Genomic DNA, 16415 nt, shown 5'->3' on the forward strand with positions numbered 1-16415 from the left:
GATGGATCACACCTTCCTTACCGTGCGCCCGGCGACCGTAGCCGACCTGGCCAGCCTGGTGGAACTGCGCGCGCACCTGCTGGACGGTACCGCAGCCAGCTACTCGAGCAAGACGCCGGAGCATTCGGCGCGCTGGCGTGCGGCCTACCGCACCTGGCTGAGCAGTCGCCTGAACGAAAGCGACTGCGTGCAGATCTTCGCCGCCGAGCACAGGGAGTCCGGCCAGGTGCTGGGCTGCGCGACCGCCATCATCGACCAGCGCGCGCCGGCGCCTGGCTGCCTCAACGGCCTGTCCGGCTGGGTGCAGTCGGTGGTGGTGGCGCCGCAGTGGCGCAACCGTGGCATCGCCCGGCAGTTGATGCAGCACCTGCTGCGCTGGTTTGCCAATCGTGGCGTCGGCTCCGTGGTGCTGCAAAGCACTGAGGCCGCCGGCACGCTGTACCAGGCTCTGGGCTTCGCGGTCAGCGACGAGCGCCTGCTGATCCGTCAGGAGACCTTCGCATGAAGATCCTGATCATCGGCCTGGGCTACGCCGGCAACCGCTACCGCCGCGCCTTCGAACATATCGCCGCGAGCACCGGCCTACCGTTGGCGCTGGCCTACGTCGGGCGCCGGCAGAAACCGACCGAGTTGCCCTACTTCGACAACGTCGGCCGGGCGCTGCAGGCGTTCGCTCCGGACATCGTCGTGGTCAGCGTCAACGACCACAGCCATGCGCCCGTGCTGCAGCAGTTGGCCGGCTACCGGGGCTTCGTGATTTGCGAGAAGCCCCTGGTCACGCCCCGCGACGACTTGGCCGAGTTGTTCGGCGCACTGGAACACGTCAGTGGCTTTGCCCTGGATCTGGTGGAGCGCTACTCGGACGCCAGCCGGCAGCTACGCGAGTGGGTCGAGCGGCACGACTGGCAACTGGTGCGCGCCAGCTTCCACTGGGGCAAGGATCGTATCAACGACTACCGCCCCACCTGCGGCGTGACCAGCGAGGTGATCCATGCCCTGGACCTGCTCGGCTGGATCTGCCCGCGCGCCGGCCAGCTCAGGTTGCATGGCGTACTCGGCGTGCGCTCGGACTTCTCGATCTCCGGCAACGAAGTGCTCGACACCGTGCAGCTCACTGCCAGCCTGGGCGAGGCGCGTGTCACTGGCTACGCCAGCTTCGTCAACATCGTCCGTCAGCGCACTGTGGACTTCAGCTTCGTCGACCGCGACGCCCGGCTGATCAATGCGCGCCTGGTGTTCGACACGCCGCTCTGGGATCACGACCAACTGCGGATCTGGACGCGCGACGCGAACGGCGCTGAGGACGTGCAGCACGCGTTCGCCACCGCCCCTGACGAGCCAGGCCTGGACACCCTGCACAAGCTCTCGCGGCTGTGCCTGCAAGTGGTGCGCGCCGTGGCGCTCAAGGAGCCGCCACGCCAGCCATTCGCCGGTCTCGACACCGCCGTGGCGCTGCAGCGCCTGCTCAATGACCTCGACACCCACGCCCAAACCCCACCACCGGCACGCTACCTCCATGGCGAGACGCGTGTGCTGTTGGCCGAGGACAGCGACCTGGAAAGCCTCGGGTAACCCAAAATCACAAGGAGAACTTTATGTGTGGAATCGCTGGATGGCTGTCCTACAGCCAGAACATGGAAGCGCAACGCGACACCCTGCAGCGCATGACCGACACCATGGCCCTGCGCGGGCCGGATGCCGGCGGCGTATGGATCGACGGACCGGTCGGCCTCGGCCATCGCCGGCTGTCGATCATTGATCTGGAAGGCGGCCGCCAACCTATGACAGCGCGCCATGGCAACCTGCGTGAAGTCGCCGCCATCACCTACAGCGGCGAGGTCTACAACTTCCGCGAACTGCGCACCGAGTTACAGCGGCGCGGGCACCAATTCGAGACCCGCAGCGACACCGAGGTGGTGCTGCGCGCCTATGTAGAATGGGGCGAGGCCTTCGTCGAACGGCTCAACGGCATGTATGCCTTCGCCGTCTGGGACCTGCGCTCGCAAGAACTGCTGCTGATCCGCGACCGCATGGGCGTCAAGCCGCTCTACTACTTCCCCACCGCGGATGGTGTGATCTTTGGCTCCGAGCCCAAGGCGCTGCTGGCCAACCCATTGGTACCGCGCAAGGTGCGAGCTGACGGGTTGCGCGAGATCCTGGAGATGGTCAAGACGCCGGGGCATGCGGTGTTCGCCGGTATGCGCGAGGTGATGCCGGGCGAAATCGTGCGGATCAGCCGCCAGGGCCTGGGCCGCCGCCACTACTGGAAACTGGAGGCGCGCGAGCACGACCACTCGTTGGACGAGACTATCCGCCATACACGCGACCTGCTGGAAGACATCGTCGACCGCCAGATCGTCGCCGACGTACCGCTGTGCAGCCTGCTGTCGGGCGGCCTGGACTCCTCGATCATTACCGCGTTGGCCTCGAAGAAGCTGCTGGCCGCTGGCAAGGAGAACATCCGCTCCTTCTCCGTCGACTTTCTCGACCACGGCAGCGGCTTCACCGGCGATGCCGTGCGTGGCACGCCGGATGCACCCTTCGTGCGCGACCTGGTTGAGAAGATCCACTCCAGCCACCAGGAGATCGTCCTCGACAGCCGTGAGCTGGCCGACCCGGCGTTGCGCGCGCAGATCGTCCGCGCCCTCGATCTGCCACCGGCCTTCTGGGGTGACATGTGGCCGTCGCTCTACCGCCTGTTCCAGGAGGTGCGCAAGCATTCGACGGTAGCCCTGTCCGGCGAGAGCGCGGACGAGGTGTTCGGCGGCTACCGCTGGTTCCACGATCCGGAGGCGATCCAGGCCGATACCTTCCCCTGGCTGACCTCGGTGACCGGCAAGTACTTCGACGGCAAGACCCTGTTCGACCCGGGCTTGCTGGCCCAACTCGATATGCAGAGCTTCCTGCGCGACAGCTATAGCCAGGCCATCGCCGAGGCGCCGGTACTGCCTGGCGAGAGCAAGGTAGATCAGCGCATGCGGCAGATGAGCTACGTCAACCTGACGCGCTTCGTGCAGACCCTGCTGGATCGCAAGGACCGCATGAGCATGGCCGTCGGCCTCGAGGTGCGGGTGCCCTTCTGCGACCACCGCCTGGTCGAGTACGCCTTCAACATCCCCTGGGCGATGAAGGCCTTCGATGGGCGGGAGAAGAGCATCCTGCGCGCGGCGACCCGCGACCTGTTGCCGGAGTCGATCAGCGAGCGGGTCAAGAGCCCCTACCCCTCAACCCAGGACCCGGCCTACGAGCAGGCGCTGCGTGACGCGCTGGCCGCCATCCAGACGGATCGCAATGCGCCGGTAACGCCACTGCTCGACAGCGGCCGTATACAGCAGACCCTGGCCAAACCGCTCGGCAGCGTCTCGCCCATGTACGAACGCATGGGCATGGAGTTGGCGGTCGGCCTCAACACCTGGCTGAGCGAGTACGACGTCAGCCTCGAACTCTAGCCCCAACCGGATGTGGCCCCGGAGCGGGGCCGCATCCCTCCGCTGTACCACCCACACGTTCCTGCAACGCAAGCGAGTCCGAGCATGCACACACCCAACCAATCCCCCATTTACCTCATAGCGCTGGGGGCCTTTGCCCTAGGCATGGCCTCCTATGTCACTGCCGGGCTGATCCCGATGATCGAGGCCTCTTTCGCCGTGTCCGTCGCGGTGGCCGCACAGCTGGTTACCGCCTTCACCCTGGCTTACGGCCTGGGTTCCCCGATCTTCGTCGCCCTGACTCCGGCGCATCGTCAGCGCGCCGGCCTGTTGCTGGCCCTGGGCCTGTTCGTCATCGCCAACGCTGCAAGCGCGCTGGCCGAGAGCTTCCCCGCGCTAATGGTCTGGCGCGCCATCGCCGGCATCGGTGCCGGCGTCTACCTGGCCATGGGCATCGGCGCCTCGGCCGCCGTGTCCACACCTGAGCGTCGCGGCAAGGCCATCGCCATCATCATGGGCGGCATGGCCAGCGGCGTGGTGCTGGGCGTGCCGCTCAGCCTGCTGATCGCCGAGCAACTGGGCTGGCAGGCCGCTCTGTGGCTGGTCACCCTGCTCGGCCTGCTGGCCTTCTTCGGCTTGCTCCTGAAGCTCCCGGCGCTGCCAGCGGCCACCGCCAGCTCGCTGGGTCAGAAGCTGGCGATCCTCGGTGACGGCCATGTGCTGGTCATCCTGCTGGTCTCCCTGCTGGCGGCCATCGCCAGCCTGGGCATGTACACCTTTATCGCCCCGCTGCTGGCCGCCCCGGCCTACGGCGCGGTGCACTCGGTCACGCCCTACCTGTGGGTCTGGGGCATCGGCGGCGTACTGGGTAGCTTTCTGATCGGCCCGCTGGTGGATCGCTTCAAGGGCCCGACCCTGACCTTCGTCATCATGCTGATCCTTGCCGTGTCGCTGTTCGTGCTGCCGCTCTCGGCCGCGCTCAGCACCTGGCTGGTCATGCTGCCCATTGTTCTCTGGGGCGCTGTTGGCTGGGCCCTGCAAGTGCCGCAGAACAACGAGCTGATCCTCGCGCGCCAGGCCCAGGGCGATGGCAACCTGGCTATCGCACTCAATGAGTCAGCCCTCTACCTGGGTAGCGCCATCGGTGCGGCGGCAGGCGGCTTCGTGCTGCTGTTGCAGATGCCCACCTGGACGTTGGCCGCTAGCGCCGGTGGTGTGGCCGCCCTGGGCGCCCTGCTACAGGTCGTCAACCTGCGTCGCCAGCCGAGTTGGACGCCCGACGTGCCAGCCCAACCCTACAACTGATCCATAGACAGGAGGCCGGGCTGTGGAGCTGCGCCATCTTCGCTGTTTCATCGCCGTCGCAGAGGAACTGCACTTTGCGCGTGCGGCCGCGCGTCTGCATATCGAGCAATCGCCCCTCTCCAGGATCATCAAGGAACTGGAGTACCGCCTGGGTGTACAACTGTTCGAGCGCACCACGCGTCGCACCCACCTGACCTGGGCTGGCAAGGTGCTGCTGGAAGAAGCACGCCGGGTGTTTGCCGTGGTCGACCAGGCCAAGGCCAGCGTCAAGAGCGCGGCGGCCGGCTACCGCGGGCGCATCCGCGTCGCACTGTCCGACGGCATCCCGCAGGCGCGGTTGGCCGCCCTGCTCGCCCAGTGCCGCGAGGAGGAGCCGGAGGTCGAGATCTGCCTGTCGGAGGTCACCTTTACCGAACAGGTCAGAGGGCTCAACGACGACCTGTTCGATATTGGCTTTGCCCAGTCTGACGAGGTCGGTGCAGGGTTGCTGGCCGAGCCGGTCTGGTTCGATCCGCTGGTGGTGGCGGTACCTGCCCGCCACCCTCTTCTGACCTATCGATGCATCCCACTCGAAGAGGTCGTCCGCTACCCCTTGGTGCTTTGTGATCCGCAGGTCTGCGAGGGCTTCTGGCAGCAACTACAGCGGGTACTAAGCACCGTGGAGGCAAGGCTGACTATCGCCGACCGCGTACCGACACTGGATCTGTTGATGGCGCTCGTAGCAGCCGGCTACGGCCTTGGCTTCTCCAGCCTTGCTCGGATCACTGAACTCAACAACCCCGACGTAGTAGCCCGCCAGTTTGCAGGCAGCCCCGCGATGCTGACCACCTACCTGATACAGCGCGAGGCGGAGCCTTCTGAACAGCTACGCAGGTTCATCGACAGAATAAGCCCAGCCGAAGACCAAGCATTGTTACCCAACCAAACCCAACGAGAGGATATCGCCTGATGAACAGGATTCCACTGCTGCTGTTTGTGCTGTTGCTCAGCGCCTGCGAAAAACCGATGCCCTTCGAGTCGGCCGAGTTTCTTGCCGAAAATCCCAAGAGACTCGAAGAACTGAGACTTCAGTGTCGGAAGGATCGAACAAAACTGGGGGACGCCCAATGCAACGCGGTTGGCGATGCCCAACGCATACGCTTTATGGGCAAAGGCACGCCCTACACTCCGTACCCCGTCAAATTCTTCCACTCTGACACTGGAGATGGACGCTAGCTGAGGCATAAATGAAGTGATCGCTTTTAATCTGCAGGCTCACATATGCTATATTTTGTTCTGTAGATTAAATGAGGGGCTACCCATGACAGCTGCAGCCATCCAAGCTCAGGACTTTTCGAAAAGCCAGTGCGCCGCCGGCCTGCGTGCGGCGCTGAACATCCTGGACAAGTGGAAGGCCAGTTGTGAGCAGGCCTGCCACATCTTGCGTATTTCACGCAGCACCTACACCCGCGCCAGCCAAAAGGAATCGGCCTGGGAGGTGAGCCTGGACTCCGATCAGATGCAGCGCATCAGCCTCGTCCTGAATATCCATGCGGCGCTGCGCCTGGTGTTCGACAACCCCGAAAACGTCTACGGCTTCCCCTCGATGAAGAACCACAACGAGTTCTTCAACGGGCGCGCGCCGCTAGACATCATGGCGCAGGGCGACATGATCTCGCTGTACGAGACGTTCCGGCGGATCGATGCGCTGCGGGGTGCCCAGTGGTAATGTTTAGCGACCTTCCCCTTTTGGAAGGTGAAAGCCTACAGGCCTACCGCTTGGTCAACTCCAAGTTTCCGCCCATTGCCCTGTTCGATGACGTCGCCGACGCAGAGGACTTCGAAGCTCTCTATCAGATTCAGGCAATAACCAACCCACGACTGCAGAACGAGCTTGGTCGGCTGGAACTGATCCCCCGCGACCAGATACCGTTCGGAATTCCTGGATGCTCGTATGCGACAGCGCCCTTTACGCACGTGAACCCGACCGGCTCACGCTTTAGCAATGGCAGCTTTGGCGTGCTCTACCTTGCCGACAAAATGGACACTGCAATTTCCGAGGTGCGCCATCACCAAGAGTGCTATTGGTCGAACGTGCCGGACCTCAATTACGAGCGTTTTGTCTTCAGAGGACTGACCGCTAGCTTCAGCGACGCCGGGATGAAGGACGCCACCGAGGTGCCGCTGTCTGATCCTATCTATGCCCCCGACGACTACACGCACTCACATCTATTGGGAGGCGAAGCGAAGCGAGAGGCATGCCCGGGCCTGCGATACAACTCGGTCCGTTCTCCAGGCAATATCTGCTGGGCGCTGATAACACCGCGCCCCGTCACCTCGATCATTCAGACCGCTCATTTCGAGATGATCTGGAGTGGGCAGATTATCAGCGTCAACCGGATTACCACGCTGATCGCCGAATAGCTTCTGGTGCCAGAGCAGAGTACGCCTGGCAGGGGCGACATTGGATCGCAAACTGCCGGTCACAACGGGCAGAATGCGGCCAGGAGCGGTCATTCGGTTCATCATTCTGGCTCAAGGCCATGAAAATAAATGAGCGTTCCTTTTTTCATAAGCAAAAGGCAAGACCTGCCCCCCTGTTTCATTAATGTTTCCCTAACGGTATAAAATTGGACTCTTGACAATGTCGACATTGAAAAATCCCTCGCTCTCCAAGTAAGCCCTTAGCATCCTTTCTTCTATTTCACAGCGGGGCCCAATGTAAACACGCTTAAGTGCTTCAAGATTATCACCAAAGGGGATCTCAACATAACTTGTTAGCATTCCTCGACTCAATCTATAGTTAACAGAATAAATCTTATTGACACTTTCGCCTAAGTGCACAAGTCTATTTTCTGCTTCGTCCTTATAGTGGGTGCTCTTATAAGTATACGATAGGCTTTTGATAAAAAGTGCCGCTAAAATATAATCAGCATTACGGTTGGTTGAGGTTCCTAACCTATTTTCCAGTTGCTTGCATGCATAGCGAACCTTTTCCTCCAACCAGCCAGTCTCGTAGATAACTTTGAGAAGAATGCTTTTGTTAGCAAAGTTTATCGTAGGCGGAATTACCTCACCTTCGAATGAGTCGAGCGCTACCAATCGTTTGGGGCAGACCCCCATAGATATGCCTGTTCCGTCTCCCGAATACGCACGCCAGTGGACAAGAGCATCCGGCGATGGAGTGAAGGACACTATGTATGGGGTGGACACCATATACTGAAGAACTGATCCAAATTCTCGCAATATAGTTCCGTCACTTATCTCACTTTCAATGATTGATCTGATACTTGGGAAATCCATATGACAGTCTTTTGGATCATTCAGATGAGCTGCATTGGAGGCCCAAAGAACTTTTGACTTTGCGATATTATAAAAGCCTTCAGCTGTAGTGTAGTGATACCAAGTTTCTGACATTTCAGCACATCCTGTAAGTAATGAATCACCATAGTTCCGTAGCATATACGATCGTCCGCTCCTGGCCCAGGTTGTGTAAACCTCCCGCTCAAGCTCGAGGTGCGCGTAGCTACGCAAATTCTGCAGAGTAATTCGCGGCTATCTCGCTTGGATTTTACGAGCAAGCGCCAGATTTGATCATTGATTGATCTGCAATTGGTACTCCGAACGTATTTACACAGACCGTCGCTGGCTCCTACCTAGACCTCCGTCTGCTCAGCGATTTCCAACGCATCATTTACCTCAATCCCCAGGTATCTAACGGTGCTTTCAAGCTTGGTATGACCTAGTAACAGCTGAACTGCCCTCAGGTTTTTCGTTCGGCGATATATCAGCGATGCCTTGGTGCGTCGCAGCGTGTGAGTGCCATACGCCGAGGGATCCAGACTAATTGAGGTTGCCCAGACTTTGACGATGCGCGCGTATTGCCGCGTGGACAGGTGATCTGAACTACTCAGCCGACTTGGAAACAAGAAGTTCTCGCTTCTGAGCTGGGCACGCTGCATCCACGCCTCTAAGGCTGTGCGAGTCTGTTCAGTGATCTCGAACTGCACTGGTCGCAGCGTCTTCTGCTGCATCACGATGGCTCTCGATGACACGTGGTCGCCGTGAGCTACATCCCGCACACGCAGTTTGACCAAGTCGCAAGCTCGTAGCTTGCTGTCGATTGCCAAATTGAAGAGAGCCAGGTCTCGGGCTTTCTCAGCAAGCTGTAGCCTGACACGTATGGCCCAAATATCTCTGAGCCTGAGCGGAGCTCTCTGTCCGACCTGCTTCCCCTTGTTCCAGGGCTGCCGGCTAGCAGTGATCGAAGTATTCATGACATGACCTCCACGTTAGGGAGGTCTAGGGTGGATCAGCATCGGAGTGCGTTGTTCAGAAGCCAACGGACGGTCGCTATCCGGCCAAAAGCGGTCAATCTGTCCTATAAATAGATCCGTCCCCTTTTCGCTTGTCCCTTTTCGCTTCCACCACTGGCGACGGCTTATGAAACTCATACTCTCCCGCAAAGGTTTCGACTCCTCCGCCGGCGGAGTCCCTAGCCCGCTCGTGGATGGGCGGCCAATCTCGCTCCCTATCCCCACACGCATGCCGACGCCCATCACCTTCGGCGACCTGACCGAACCGATCCCGACACTCATCGAACAACTCACCCGAGGCCGCCACACGAGAGCAACTCCATGCCACCTCGATCCAGATCTTGATCCCAGCGTGCGCCCTCGCGCGCCCGGATGGCGCGGCGCGCTCGGTCAGCTTGCCGCAGCTCAGAGTCACCTCGCCGGGCAAGGTGTCGGCGTCGGCGATTTGTTCCTCTTCTGGGGTCTGTTCCGGCCAGTGACGCAAATCCAAGGCCGCTGGTCATACGAGGGGCAACGCGAGCATCGCGTATTTGGGTGGCTGCAGATCGGGGAGATCTTCACTCTGGGTGTCGATGGAACACACGCTGCTGAGCGCTACCGCTGGCTCGAAGAACACCCACACACCCGGGCCGGCTGGAAGGAAAACAACACGCTTTACATTGCTGCCGACCGTCTGATGCTCGACGGTCGCATAGCCCAGCGCCCGGGCTTCGGCCTGTTCAAGACGGGCTTTCGACTGACCGAGAGTCATGCGCCGAGTCCCTCCATTTGGTCGGTACCTGACTGGTTGAACCCAACACGCGGCGGAGTCGGCCTGACCTATCACCCATCGCAGCGCTGGTCGTCGTCCGGGACTCTGGGGGCCGCCGCACGTGGTCAGGAATTTGTCGCAGACATCACAAATCGTGCCGATGCACTCGCGTGGCTCGATCAGCTCTTTGCGAAGGAGGCATGTCTATGCGAGTCCACACGTATGTGATCGCCACGGACGCGGGCTCCGCGCCAAACTACGATCCGCCGGCCGTTACGCTGGCTGTCTGTAAGCCGCGCATCCGCAAGAAGGCGAATGTCGGCGAACTCGTGCTCGCATTTGCAGGTTCGGCAGTGAATCCCATCTCAGGCCACAGCGTCGTCTGGGCCGGCATCGTCTCTGAGGTACTGACCTTCACCGAATACTGGAACGACCGCCGTTTCGCCTCGAAGAAACCTGACCGTACCGACGTACCGGACAACTTCTATAAGCCTGCCGGCAACGGCGGCTTCGCCTGGCAACCCAATCACGTTCACGAGCCTGAAGCCCAAGATCGCGACACTGGCGGGCTGAACGTCCTCGTGTTCGATCATGCTTGGCGCTTCGGCGCCTTCGGCCCCCTTCTACCAGAGGACTTTGGTCTGCGCATGATCGGAGGCCGGCGCGGGGAGAGGGTTGCTGATCTCACCGATTCCGTGTGGCAGCGCCTCGAAATCTGGCTGAATGCCCAGCCGCAAGTCATCATTGAGGCTGCCAGTGACCGCAAGTCGAGCCGCAGTTGCACGCCCCGCGCGCTGCCGATCTCACCGCAGCCAGCCTCCCCAACACGACGGCGATGCTGACAGTCGGGAGCATCTAGCTAAAGGGGTCAGCTAAAGGGAGCTAAAGGAACAACTGGGGACAGACCACGATATTGGTGTTTCTAACCGTCTAGTTCTGGCCGGTTTCTGCCTGTCGCGACCGGCCGCTCGTGATCGGCAGCTAACGACCCGAAGCGCTCAGTCACCGGTCGGTATTTACAGGCACTGATCGGAGACGCTAGCTTTGTTGGCGTTGTCCGCGCCATCGGTAGCCTGAGCCACATCAGGACATCATACGGAAAGGACTTGTCGCAATGGTATATATCCCTCCTGTACTATCCTTCCCTGCCACAAACGCTCGTCTTAGAGCGGGCTAGCTTTATCGCTGCTCAGAATGTTAGCCACCAAATAGCGCGTATAAATGCGCATTTTTGAGGTCGGATTTTAGCAAAAGGAATAATTGGATGTCTGGCGAACAGATAAATACGATTGACCAACTTGAACAGTCCCTCATGGGCATAGCTGTGGAAAGTTGGCGATTTTCACGCCTGTTCGCGCGCGTCGTTAACAAATTGGATGCGGGCGAAGCCGGTCGATACGTCAACCAGCTCCGCTACTTCCAAAAGAAGGTTGAAGAGAGCCTTAATGCAAGCGGGTTGAAGCTTGTGAATGTTGAGGGTCAGCCGTTCGACCCAGGAATGGCTGCCTCCGCGCTAAATATCGGGGATTTTGGTCCTGATGATCAGTTGTTGGTCGATCAAATGGTGGAGCCCATCATCATGGGCCCTGAGGGCTTAAGGAAACAGGGCACGGTGATGCTTAGGAAGGTGCACGCATGAAATACGTCGGAATCGATCTAGGCACAACGAACAGTGCAGTTTGCTCCTACGACGGTGAGTTGGTGCGCCTTTACAAGAGCCCCGAGCAAAACGATGTAACACCATCTGCCATCTTCATTGACAGACGAGGCAACAAGTATTTGGGTAAGCGCGCATACGATAGCGCCGCAAAAAATCCGGATAACGCCGCCACAAAGTTCAAGCGAATGATGGGGACCAGCACACCGGTAAAACTTGCTGCCGTCAACATCACCATGACCCCGGAGGAGTGTTCAGCTGAGATTCTCAAGCTGTGCTTCGGGTATCTGCCAGAGGAAATCCGGAACGGCGGAGAAACCGGGACCGTGATTACGGTACCTGCGGCCTTCAATCAGATGCAGAAGGACGCAACGTTGGCAGCAGCGGAAATGGCTGGCCTGGGTAGCGTTGCGTTGATGCAAGAGCCTGTTGCGGCAGTTATGTGTGTCATGAAGCAGCGGAAAGGTGACGGCGTTTTTCTGGTCTTCGACCTCGGAGGTGGGACGCTGGATATTGCTATTGCTGAAAGCATCAGCGGCCGGGTGAGCCTGCTGGCTCACGGTGGTGTCGCTATGTGCGGTGGCACAGATTTCGATCGCTCCATTCTCGATAACGTAGTCAAAGCATGGCTTAAATCGAACTTTGATCTACCCGAAGATTTCAGCGCGAATCAAAAGTACAAGTCATTGCTGAGAATGTGTCTTTGGGCTTCAGAGAAGGCGAAGATCGAGCTATCGGCAAAAGAAGATTCTGTCATCAGCCTCACAGAGTCTGACCTTGGTGTTAGTGATGAGTCCGGCTCAGAAATATATGTCGATATCCCATTCACCAGAGAGCTTCTCAACGAATTGATTGCCGGCAAGGTGGATGAGTCCATCCAATCTGCCCGTGAAACACTCGAGAAGGCCAGCCTTAGTCCTCACGATGTTGAACGAGTCGTTTTTGTCGGCGGGCCAACACAATACAAGCCCCTGCGTGATCGAGTTGCGTTTGAGCTGGGTATCGCGCCATCCACTGACGTGAATCCCATGACGGCCGTCGCAGAGGGTGCGGCCTTGTTTGCGGAATCGATTGACTGGGGCTCGCAAAGCCGTGGTCGGAAGAGCGCTAGGGGAGCGCTCAGCACAGGCGGTGCTTTGGATCTCTCCTTCAACTACATCGCGCGTACGCCGGACTCGAAAGCAAAAATCGTGGCGAAGCTTGGTGGAAGTGCTGCGGCTGGCGTTGAGTTCCAGATCGACAGCCTGGACACCGGCTGGTCTTCAGGCCGGATGGTACTCAAGGATGGTGTCGCAGTTGAGCTTGTCCTTACAAAGCCGGGGGAGAACACATTCAAGGTCTTTGTGTTTGACTCAAAGGGTGGGCCTGTCGCGCTACAGGATGACAAGATCGTTATCTCGCGAACAGCTGTCAGCATTGATGCGATTCCAGCGTCGCACTCGATTGGCGTTGAAGCACGCGACAAACTTGGCGGGCGACTTGTCCTCGATTACTTGGTTCGCGAAGGTGATCAGTTGCCCAAGAAGGCCAAGAAGACATTCAAGACCGAAGAGTCGCTCAAGGCAGGCAGTACTGGATCAATCAATTTCAAGCTCTGGGAAGGTGAAATTTCTGATCCGATCAATGACAACCGTTTTATCGGGATGTTCAAGATCAAGGGATCTGACTTTGATGATGGCGAGATCGCGGCTGGCGCCGAAATGATTTGCGAGTACGAAGTGCTGGACTCCGGAAACATTATGATGGATGTCTCTGTACCTTCTATCGGTGGATCATTCCACAGTGGCCGCAACTTCTACTCCCGCCAGGACGGACAAATCGATTACACAAAGGCTTCGGAGCTCGTTGAGGAGCAGTCGGAACACGCTCTTCAGCGTCTTGAGGAGATGGCGTCAAAGATTGACGACCCCCGCCTGGATCAGGCACGAGAAAAATTGGAGCAAGCACAGTCGATCAAGAGCGAAGAATCCGACCCTGAAACGGCGAAGCAGGCAATGGATAACGTGCAGGAGGCAAAGCGACTATTGGCTCTCGTGCGCAAGGAGCACTTGAAGGATATTCGCCAGCTTGAGCTTGATAAGGTTGTCGAGTTTTTCGACAAGACAATGCGTGAGCACGCTCGCCCCACGGAGGCCAATGCCTTCGATAACCTCGTCAAGACCGCCCAGCGAGCCATCGACAACAACAGTGGTGACTTTGAATCCCACTTGGACGACTTGCGAGGAAAGAACTTCGTGATTCTCTGGCGCCAAGACTGGTTCGTCATCGATCGTTTCAAATGGCTAGCCCAGGACGCGTACCTGTTCCCGGACGCAAGAGAACATGCGCAATTGGTCGCCACCGGTGCCGAAGCCCTTAAGGCAAATGACATCGATAAGCTGCGCGCGGTCGTCGCGCATCTTGACTCAGTGCGTATCAGGTCAGCTGGTGACGATGAAATGATGGCTGGCGCAAATATCGTGCGGAGTTGACCTATGGCCCTCGATGCTTGGCTCCCTATTGGGTACAAATTCCCGGACGGCGCAAAGGCGCGTGTTGCAGTATTCGAGGGCACAAACTGGCAGATTCTCGAGACCCAAGGGAATGGCAGAGCGCTGGTTGCCCACGACGAGCTCGCCCTGCGCTGGATCGACGCGGGATTGATAGATCCAGGTCTTTTTATCTCATTCGATTTCGGGGATCAGCGTCTTTGGGCGATTTCTTGCGGCTCAAGTCAGCTTCTTTGCCCGGTCAACGAAGGCAGGTCTCCTGACACGAAAGCCGAGGCTCTGTCGTTCGCGCTGGCGCTCAAGGCAACGCGTGAGATCGATACAGAGTCGCCACTGCAAGACGCCTTGTACGTCGAGAAGATTAGCCGCCTTCTTCCAACCTACAGCATCAGATCCAGAACCGACGATGATGTTGTGCTCGGATTCTGGCTGACGGGTGGAGCCAGCGTCTCAGCGAAATCGTTCCGCAGACTTCGCCAGACAATGAGTTGGCTGGGCGCGTGCCACCTCAAGGACGTGGTCCAGGCAGCAGGATTTGAGGTGGCAGAGGTAATTCCGGCTAATAGAGCTCGAGTTTTGCCTTCACGATCAGACACCGTACCAGTTGCGCGTACAGACCAAAAGGAGTCTCAGGTTGATAAGAAGCCTCCGGCTACAGTCTTTGAATTGGCTGGGAGATCAGAACTAGCTGCCTTCTTCAACGAGCATATCGTTGACATCGTCTTGAATCGTGATCGCTACAAGGCGCTAGGCATCGAGTTCCCATCGGCAGTGATCCTGCACGGCCCTCCTGGCACGGGCAAGACCTTCGCGGTCGAGCGGCTGGTTGACTTCCTCGGATGGCCGAGCTTCCAAATCGACGCATCCAGCGTGGCCAGCCCCTACATCCACGAAACCAGCAAGAAGGTCGCGCAGGTGTTCGAGAAGGCGATGGAGAACGCGCCATCAGTCCTCGTGATTGACGAGATGGAGGCGTTTCTTGCTGATCGTGAAATGGGATCAGGCCATCACCGCGTCGAGGAAGTGGCCGAGTTTCTTCGCCGCATTCCAGAGGCGGCAAAGAACGAGGTTCTGATCATCGCCATGACGAACCGGATCGATATGATCGACCCTGCCATACAGCGCCGGGGACGCTTCGATCATGCCATCAAAGTGGACTTTGCGAGCGAGATCGAGGTCCAGTCGCTGCTGGACAAGCTACTGTCCTCTTTGCCAAAGGAGCAGGACGTGGACTCCAAACCGCTGGCGCGTGAACTCGGGGGAAGGCCGTTGTCCGACGTCGCTTTCGTCGTCCGGGAAGGAGCAAGGCTCGCTGCGCGCTCCGGCAAGGAGCGCCTGGATCAGGCCAGCCTTCTGGCAGCGATGCATGCAACACCCGCCAGAGAGCGTGAAGGCGGTGCACAGCGTCGGATAGGCTTTATTTGAGGGCAAGGACGTGGCATCTGAAGAAGATAAAAAACACGGTGATGGAAAAGGCTTTGCAGGTCTATCTTCGATGGTATCGGATGTTGACGCTACGGTAGCTAGCATGCCGAAGCAGCAGCAGAAAGAAGCCTCGAGCTCATCGACACAACAGTCTTCGCAGGCTGCTCGTCCGGAGCGCCAAGAACAGCCAAGGCCAAGCCAGAAGACTTATCAAGCGCCTGCACAGCCTCCGGGCGAAGCTAATGCTGGAAAGTGGGTGCTCGGAATTGCCGCCGTCATTGGCTTTATCTGGCTTTTCAGCCAGTCGGATGACAATAGCTCATCGAGACCGACATATTCTCCTGCGCCTTCCTCGACGACCGTTGCGCCGACTCCGGCCTTGCAGCCGTCTGCCGCACAGTCTCAGGCACCGAGCCGTCCAGCCGAGGAGAAGCCGTCAGTCGGTCGTAACAATGTGCTTTCGACTGCCCAGATCCGCTACTGCTTGGCTGAGAAGATCCGGCTGGACGCTGCGGAATCCGTAGTCAATAACTACGTCGACTCAGACGTGGATCGCTTTAATGGGTATGTCAACGACTACAACAGCCGTTGCGGTGAGTTCCGTTACCGACAAGGCGCGCTCGAAAGTGTCCGAAGAGATGTTGAACCATACCGCAGTCAGTTGCAGGCCGAGGGTCGCAGCAGATTCGTTCGTAGCCCGTCAGCGGCAACGAGATCACAGACACTGGCGCAAACACCGCCACCAGTTCGCCCCTCGCCAGATGCGACGATCCAAGCCGTTCAACGCCGACTGAATGAGCTCGACTATGACGCTGGAACTGCAGATGGTTTGTTCGGAAACAAAACCCAATCAGCAATCCTTGCTTTTCAGCGCGATAACGGACTAATTGCTGATGGCTCGGTCAGTGCGGCGTTACTTCGGCAACTTGAAGTTATTGCTCAGATGGATGGGCGACAAAACTCGAACCCGACTTCTCAGCCTCCCTCGACTCCAAGCGTCCAACAGTCACGTGCGCCAGCCAATGCGTGGGTCAGCGGATCGACTTGGTATTGCAATAACGGGTA

The 16415-nt window shown here is 58.8% G+C and carries 16 protein-coding genes; 14 read left to right on the forward strand and 2 right to left on the reverse strand.

The window, feature by feature from the left end:
- Window position 1 precedes the first annotated feature (1 nt).
- The 8 genes from BM315_RS20950 (at window position 2) to BM315_RS20985 (ending at window position 7136) form a co-directional block, all read left to right on the forward strand.
- On the forward strand, window positions 2-505 hold the full coding sequence (locus BM315_RS20950) for a GNAT family N-acetyltransferase (RefSeq protein WP_090505178.1): 504 nt from the start codon (window positions 2-4) through the stop codon (window positions 503-505).
- The gene (locus BM315_RS20955) at window positions 502-1572 is read left to right on the forward strand and encodes a Gfo/Idh/MocA family oxidoreductase (RefSeq protein WP_090505181.1); all 1071 of its coding nucleotides are present in this window, start codon (window positions 502-504) and stop codon (window positions 1570-1572) included. Before BM315_RS20950 ends, BM315_RS20955 begins: the two co-directional genes overlap by 4 nt.
- Before the next feature lie 23 nt (window positions 1573-1595).
- Window positions 1596-3449 (forward strand): asparagine synthase (glutamine-hydrolyzing), encoded by a 1854-nt coding sequence (asnB, locus tag BM315_RS20960; RefSeq protein WP_090505185.1) that lies wholly within the window; start codon window positions 1596-1598, stop codon window positions 3447-3449.
- 84 nt (window positions 3450-3533) lie between these two features.
- A complete protein-coding gene (locus BM315_RS20965) occupies window positions 3534-4733 on the forward strand; it encodes an MFS transporter (protein ID WP_090505187.1) in 1200 nt (399 codons plus the stop codon).
- A gap of 22 nt (window positions 4734-4755) precedes the next feature.
- Window positions 4756-5682 (forward strand): LysR family transcriptional regulator, encoded by a 927-nt coding sequence (locus tag BM315_RS20970; RefSeq protein ID WP_090505189.1) that lies wholly within the window; start codon window positions 4756-4758, stop codon window positions 5680-5682.
- Complete coding sequence (locus BM315_RS20975) at window positions 5682-5948, forward strand: EexN family lipoprotein (RefSeq protein WP_090505192.1); 267 nt, start codon at window positions 5682-5684, stop codon at window positions 5946-5948. The genes BM315_RS20970 and BM315_RS20975 overlap by 1 nt, the downstream gene beginning before the upstream one ends.
- Window positions 5949-6033: 85 nt before the next feature.
- Window positions 6034-6441 carry an antitoxin Xre-like helix-turn-helix domain-containing protein gene (locus BM315_RS20980; RefSeq protein WP_090505195.1) on the forward strand — a complete coding sequence of 136 codons (408 nt, stop codon included), beginning with the start codon at window positions 6034-6036 and terminating at the stop codon, window positions 6439-6441.
- A complete protein-coding gene (locus BM315_RS20985; RefSeq protein ID WP_090505198.1) occupies window positions 6441-7136 on the forward strand; it encodes an RES family NAD+ phosphorylase in 696 nt (231 codons plus the stop codon). Before BM315_RS20980 ends, BM315_RS20985 begins: the two co-directional genes overlap by 1 nt.
- 192 nt (window positions 7137-7328) lie before the next feature.
- Here the strand turns inward: BM315_RS20985 and BM315_RS24470 are convergent, their stop codons facing one another.
- Window positions 7329-8129 (reverse strand): hypothetical protein, encoded by an 801-nt coding sequence (locus BM315_RS24470; protein ID WP_141123990.1) that lies wholly within the window; start codon window positions 8127-8129, stop codon window positions 7329-7331.
- 239 nt (window positions 8130-8368) lie between these two features.
- Complete coding sequence (locus BM315_RS20990; RefSeq protein ID WP_090505203.1) at window positions 8369-8989, reverse strand: tyrosine-type recombinase/integrase; 621 nt, start codon at window positions 8987-8989, stop codon at window positions 8369-8371.
- 166 nt (window positions 8990-9155) lie between these two features.
- Between BM315_RS20990 and BM315_RS20995 the strand changes: the two genes are divergently transcribed.
- The 6 genes from BM315_RS20995 to BM315_RS21020 all read left to right on the forward strand — a co-directional run.
- Window positions 9156-10007, forward strand: a complete 852-nt coding sequence (locus tag BM315_RS20995; RefSeq protein ID WP_090505206.1) for an Nmad3 family putative nucleotide modification protein — start codon at window positions 9156-9158, stop codon at window positions 10005-10007.
- On the forward strand, window positions 9986-10621 hold the full coding sequence (locus BM315_RS21000) for an Nmad2 family putative nucleotide modification protein (protein ID WP_090505209.1): 636 nt from the start codon (window positions 9986-9988) through the stop codon (window positions 10619-10621). The genes BM315_RS20995 and BM315_RS21000 overlap by 22 nt, the downstream gene beginning before the upstream one ends.
- Before the next feature lie 422 nt (window positions 10622-11043).
- Window positions 11044-11418, forward strand: coding sequence for a hypothetical protein (locus BM315_RS21005; RefSeq protein ID WP_090505212.1), 375 nt, complete (start codon window positions 11044-11046; stop codon window positions 11416-11418).
- Window positions 11415-13907, forward strand: coding sequence for an Hsp70 family protein (locus BM315_RS21010; protein WP_090505215.1), 2493 nt, complete (start codon window positions 11415-11417; stop codon window positions 13905-13907). The genes BM315_RS21005 and BM315_RS21010 overlap by 4 nt, the downstream gene beginning before the upstream one ends.
- 3 nt (window positions 13908-13910) lie before the next feature.
- Window positions 13911-15350 (forward strand): ATP-binding protein, encoded by a 1440-nt coding sequence (locus BM315_RS21015; RefSeq protein ID WP_090505218.1) that lies wholly within the window; start codon window positions 13911-13913, stop codon window positions 15348-15350.
- Window positions 15351-15360: 10 nt separating this feature from the next.
- The coding region (locus BM315_RS21020; RefSeq protein WP_212632982.1) for a peptidoglycan-binding domain-containing protein at window positions 15361-16415 on the forward strand (1055 nt) is incomplete at its 3' end.

The sequence above is a fragment of the Pseudomonas borbori genome, assembly GCF_900115555.1.
Taxonomy (GTDB): Bacteria; Pseudomonadota; Gammaproteobacteria; order Pseudomonadales; family Pseudomonadaceae; genus Aquipseudomonas; species Aquipseudomonas borbori.

Excerpts from the sequence above, each read along its gene's own strand:
- BM315_RS20975 (WP_090505192.1), top strand. The coding sequence starts at position 5,682 with ATGAACAGGATTCCACTGCTGCTGTTTGTGCTGTTGCTCAGCGCCTGC.
- asnB (WP_090505185.1), top strand. The coding sequence starts at position 1,596 with ATGTGTGGAATCGCTGGATGGCTGTCCTACAGCCAGAACATGGAAGCG.
- BM315_RS20990 (WP_090505203.1), bottom strand. The coding sequence starts at position 8,989 with ATGAATACTTCGATCACTGCTAGCCGGCAGCCCTGGAACAAGGGGAAG.
- BM315_RS20950 (WP_090505178.1), top strand. The coding sequence starts at position 2 with ATGGATCACACCTTCCTTACCGTGCGCCCGGCGACCGTAGCCGACCTG.
- BM315_RS20980 (WP_090505195.1), top strand. The coding sequence starts at position 6,034 with ATGACAGCTGCAGCCATCCAAGCTCAGGACTTTTCGAAAAGCCAGTGC.
- BM315_RS21010 (WP_090505215.1), top strand. The coding sequence starts at position 11,415 with ATGAAATACGTCGGAATCGATCTAGGCACAACGAACAGTGCAGTTTGC.
- BM315_RS24470 (WP_141123990.1), bottom strand. The coding sequence starts at position 8,129 with ATGTCAGAAACTTGGTATCACTACACTACAGCTGAAGGCTTTTATAAT.
- BM315_RS21000 (WP_090505209.1), top strand. The coding sequence starts at position 9,986 with ATGCGAGTCCACACGTATGTGATCGCCACGGACGCGGGCTCCGCGCCA.
- BM315_RS21015 (WP_090505218.1), top strand. The coding sequence starts at position 13,911 with ATGGCCCTCGATGCTTGGCTCCCTATTGGGTACAAATTCCCGGACGGC.
- BM315_RS21005 (WP_090505212.1), top strand. The coding sequence starts at position 11,044 with ATGTCTGGCGAACAGATAAATACGATTGACCAACTTGAACAGTCCCTC.
- BM315_RS20985 (WP_090505198.1), top strand. The coding sequence starts at position 6,441 with ATGTTTAGCGACCTTCCCCTTTTGGAAGGTGAAAGCCTACAGGCCTAC.
- BM315_RS20955 (WP_090505181.1), top strand. The coding sequence starts at position 502 with ATGAAGATCCTGATCATCGGCCTGGGCTACGCCGGCAACCGCTACCGC.
- BM315_RS20995 (WP_090505206.1), top strand. The coding sequence starts at position 9,156 with ATGAAACTCATACTCTCCCGCAAAGGTTTCGACTCCTCCGCCGGCGGA.
- BM315_RS20965 (WP_090505187.1), top strand. The coding sequence starts at position 3,534 with ATGCACACACCCAACCAATCCCCCATTTACCTCATAGCGCTGGGGGCC.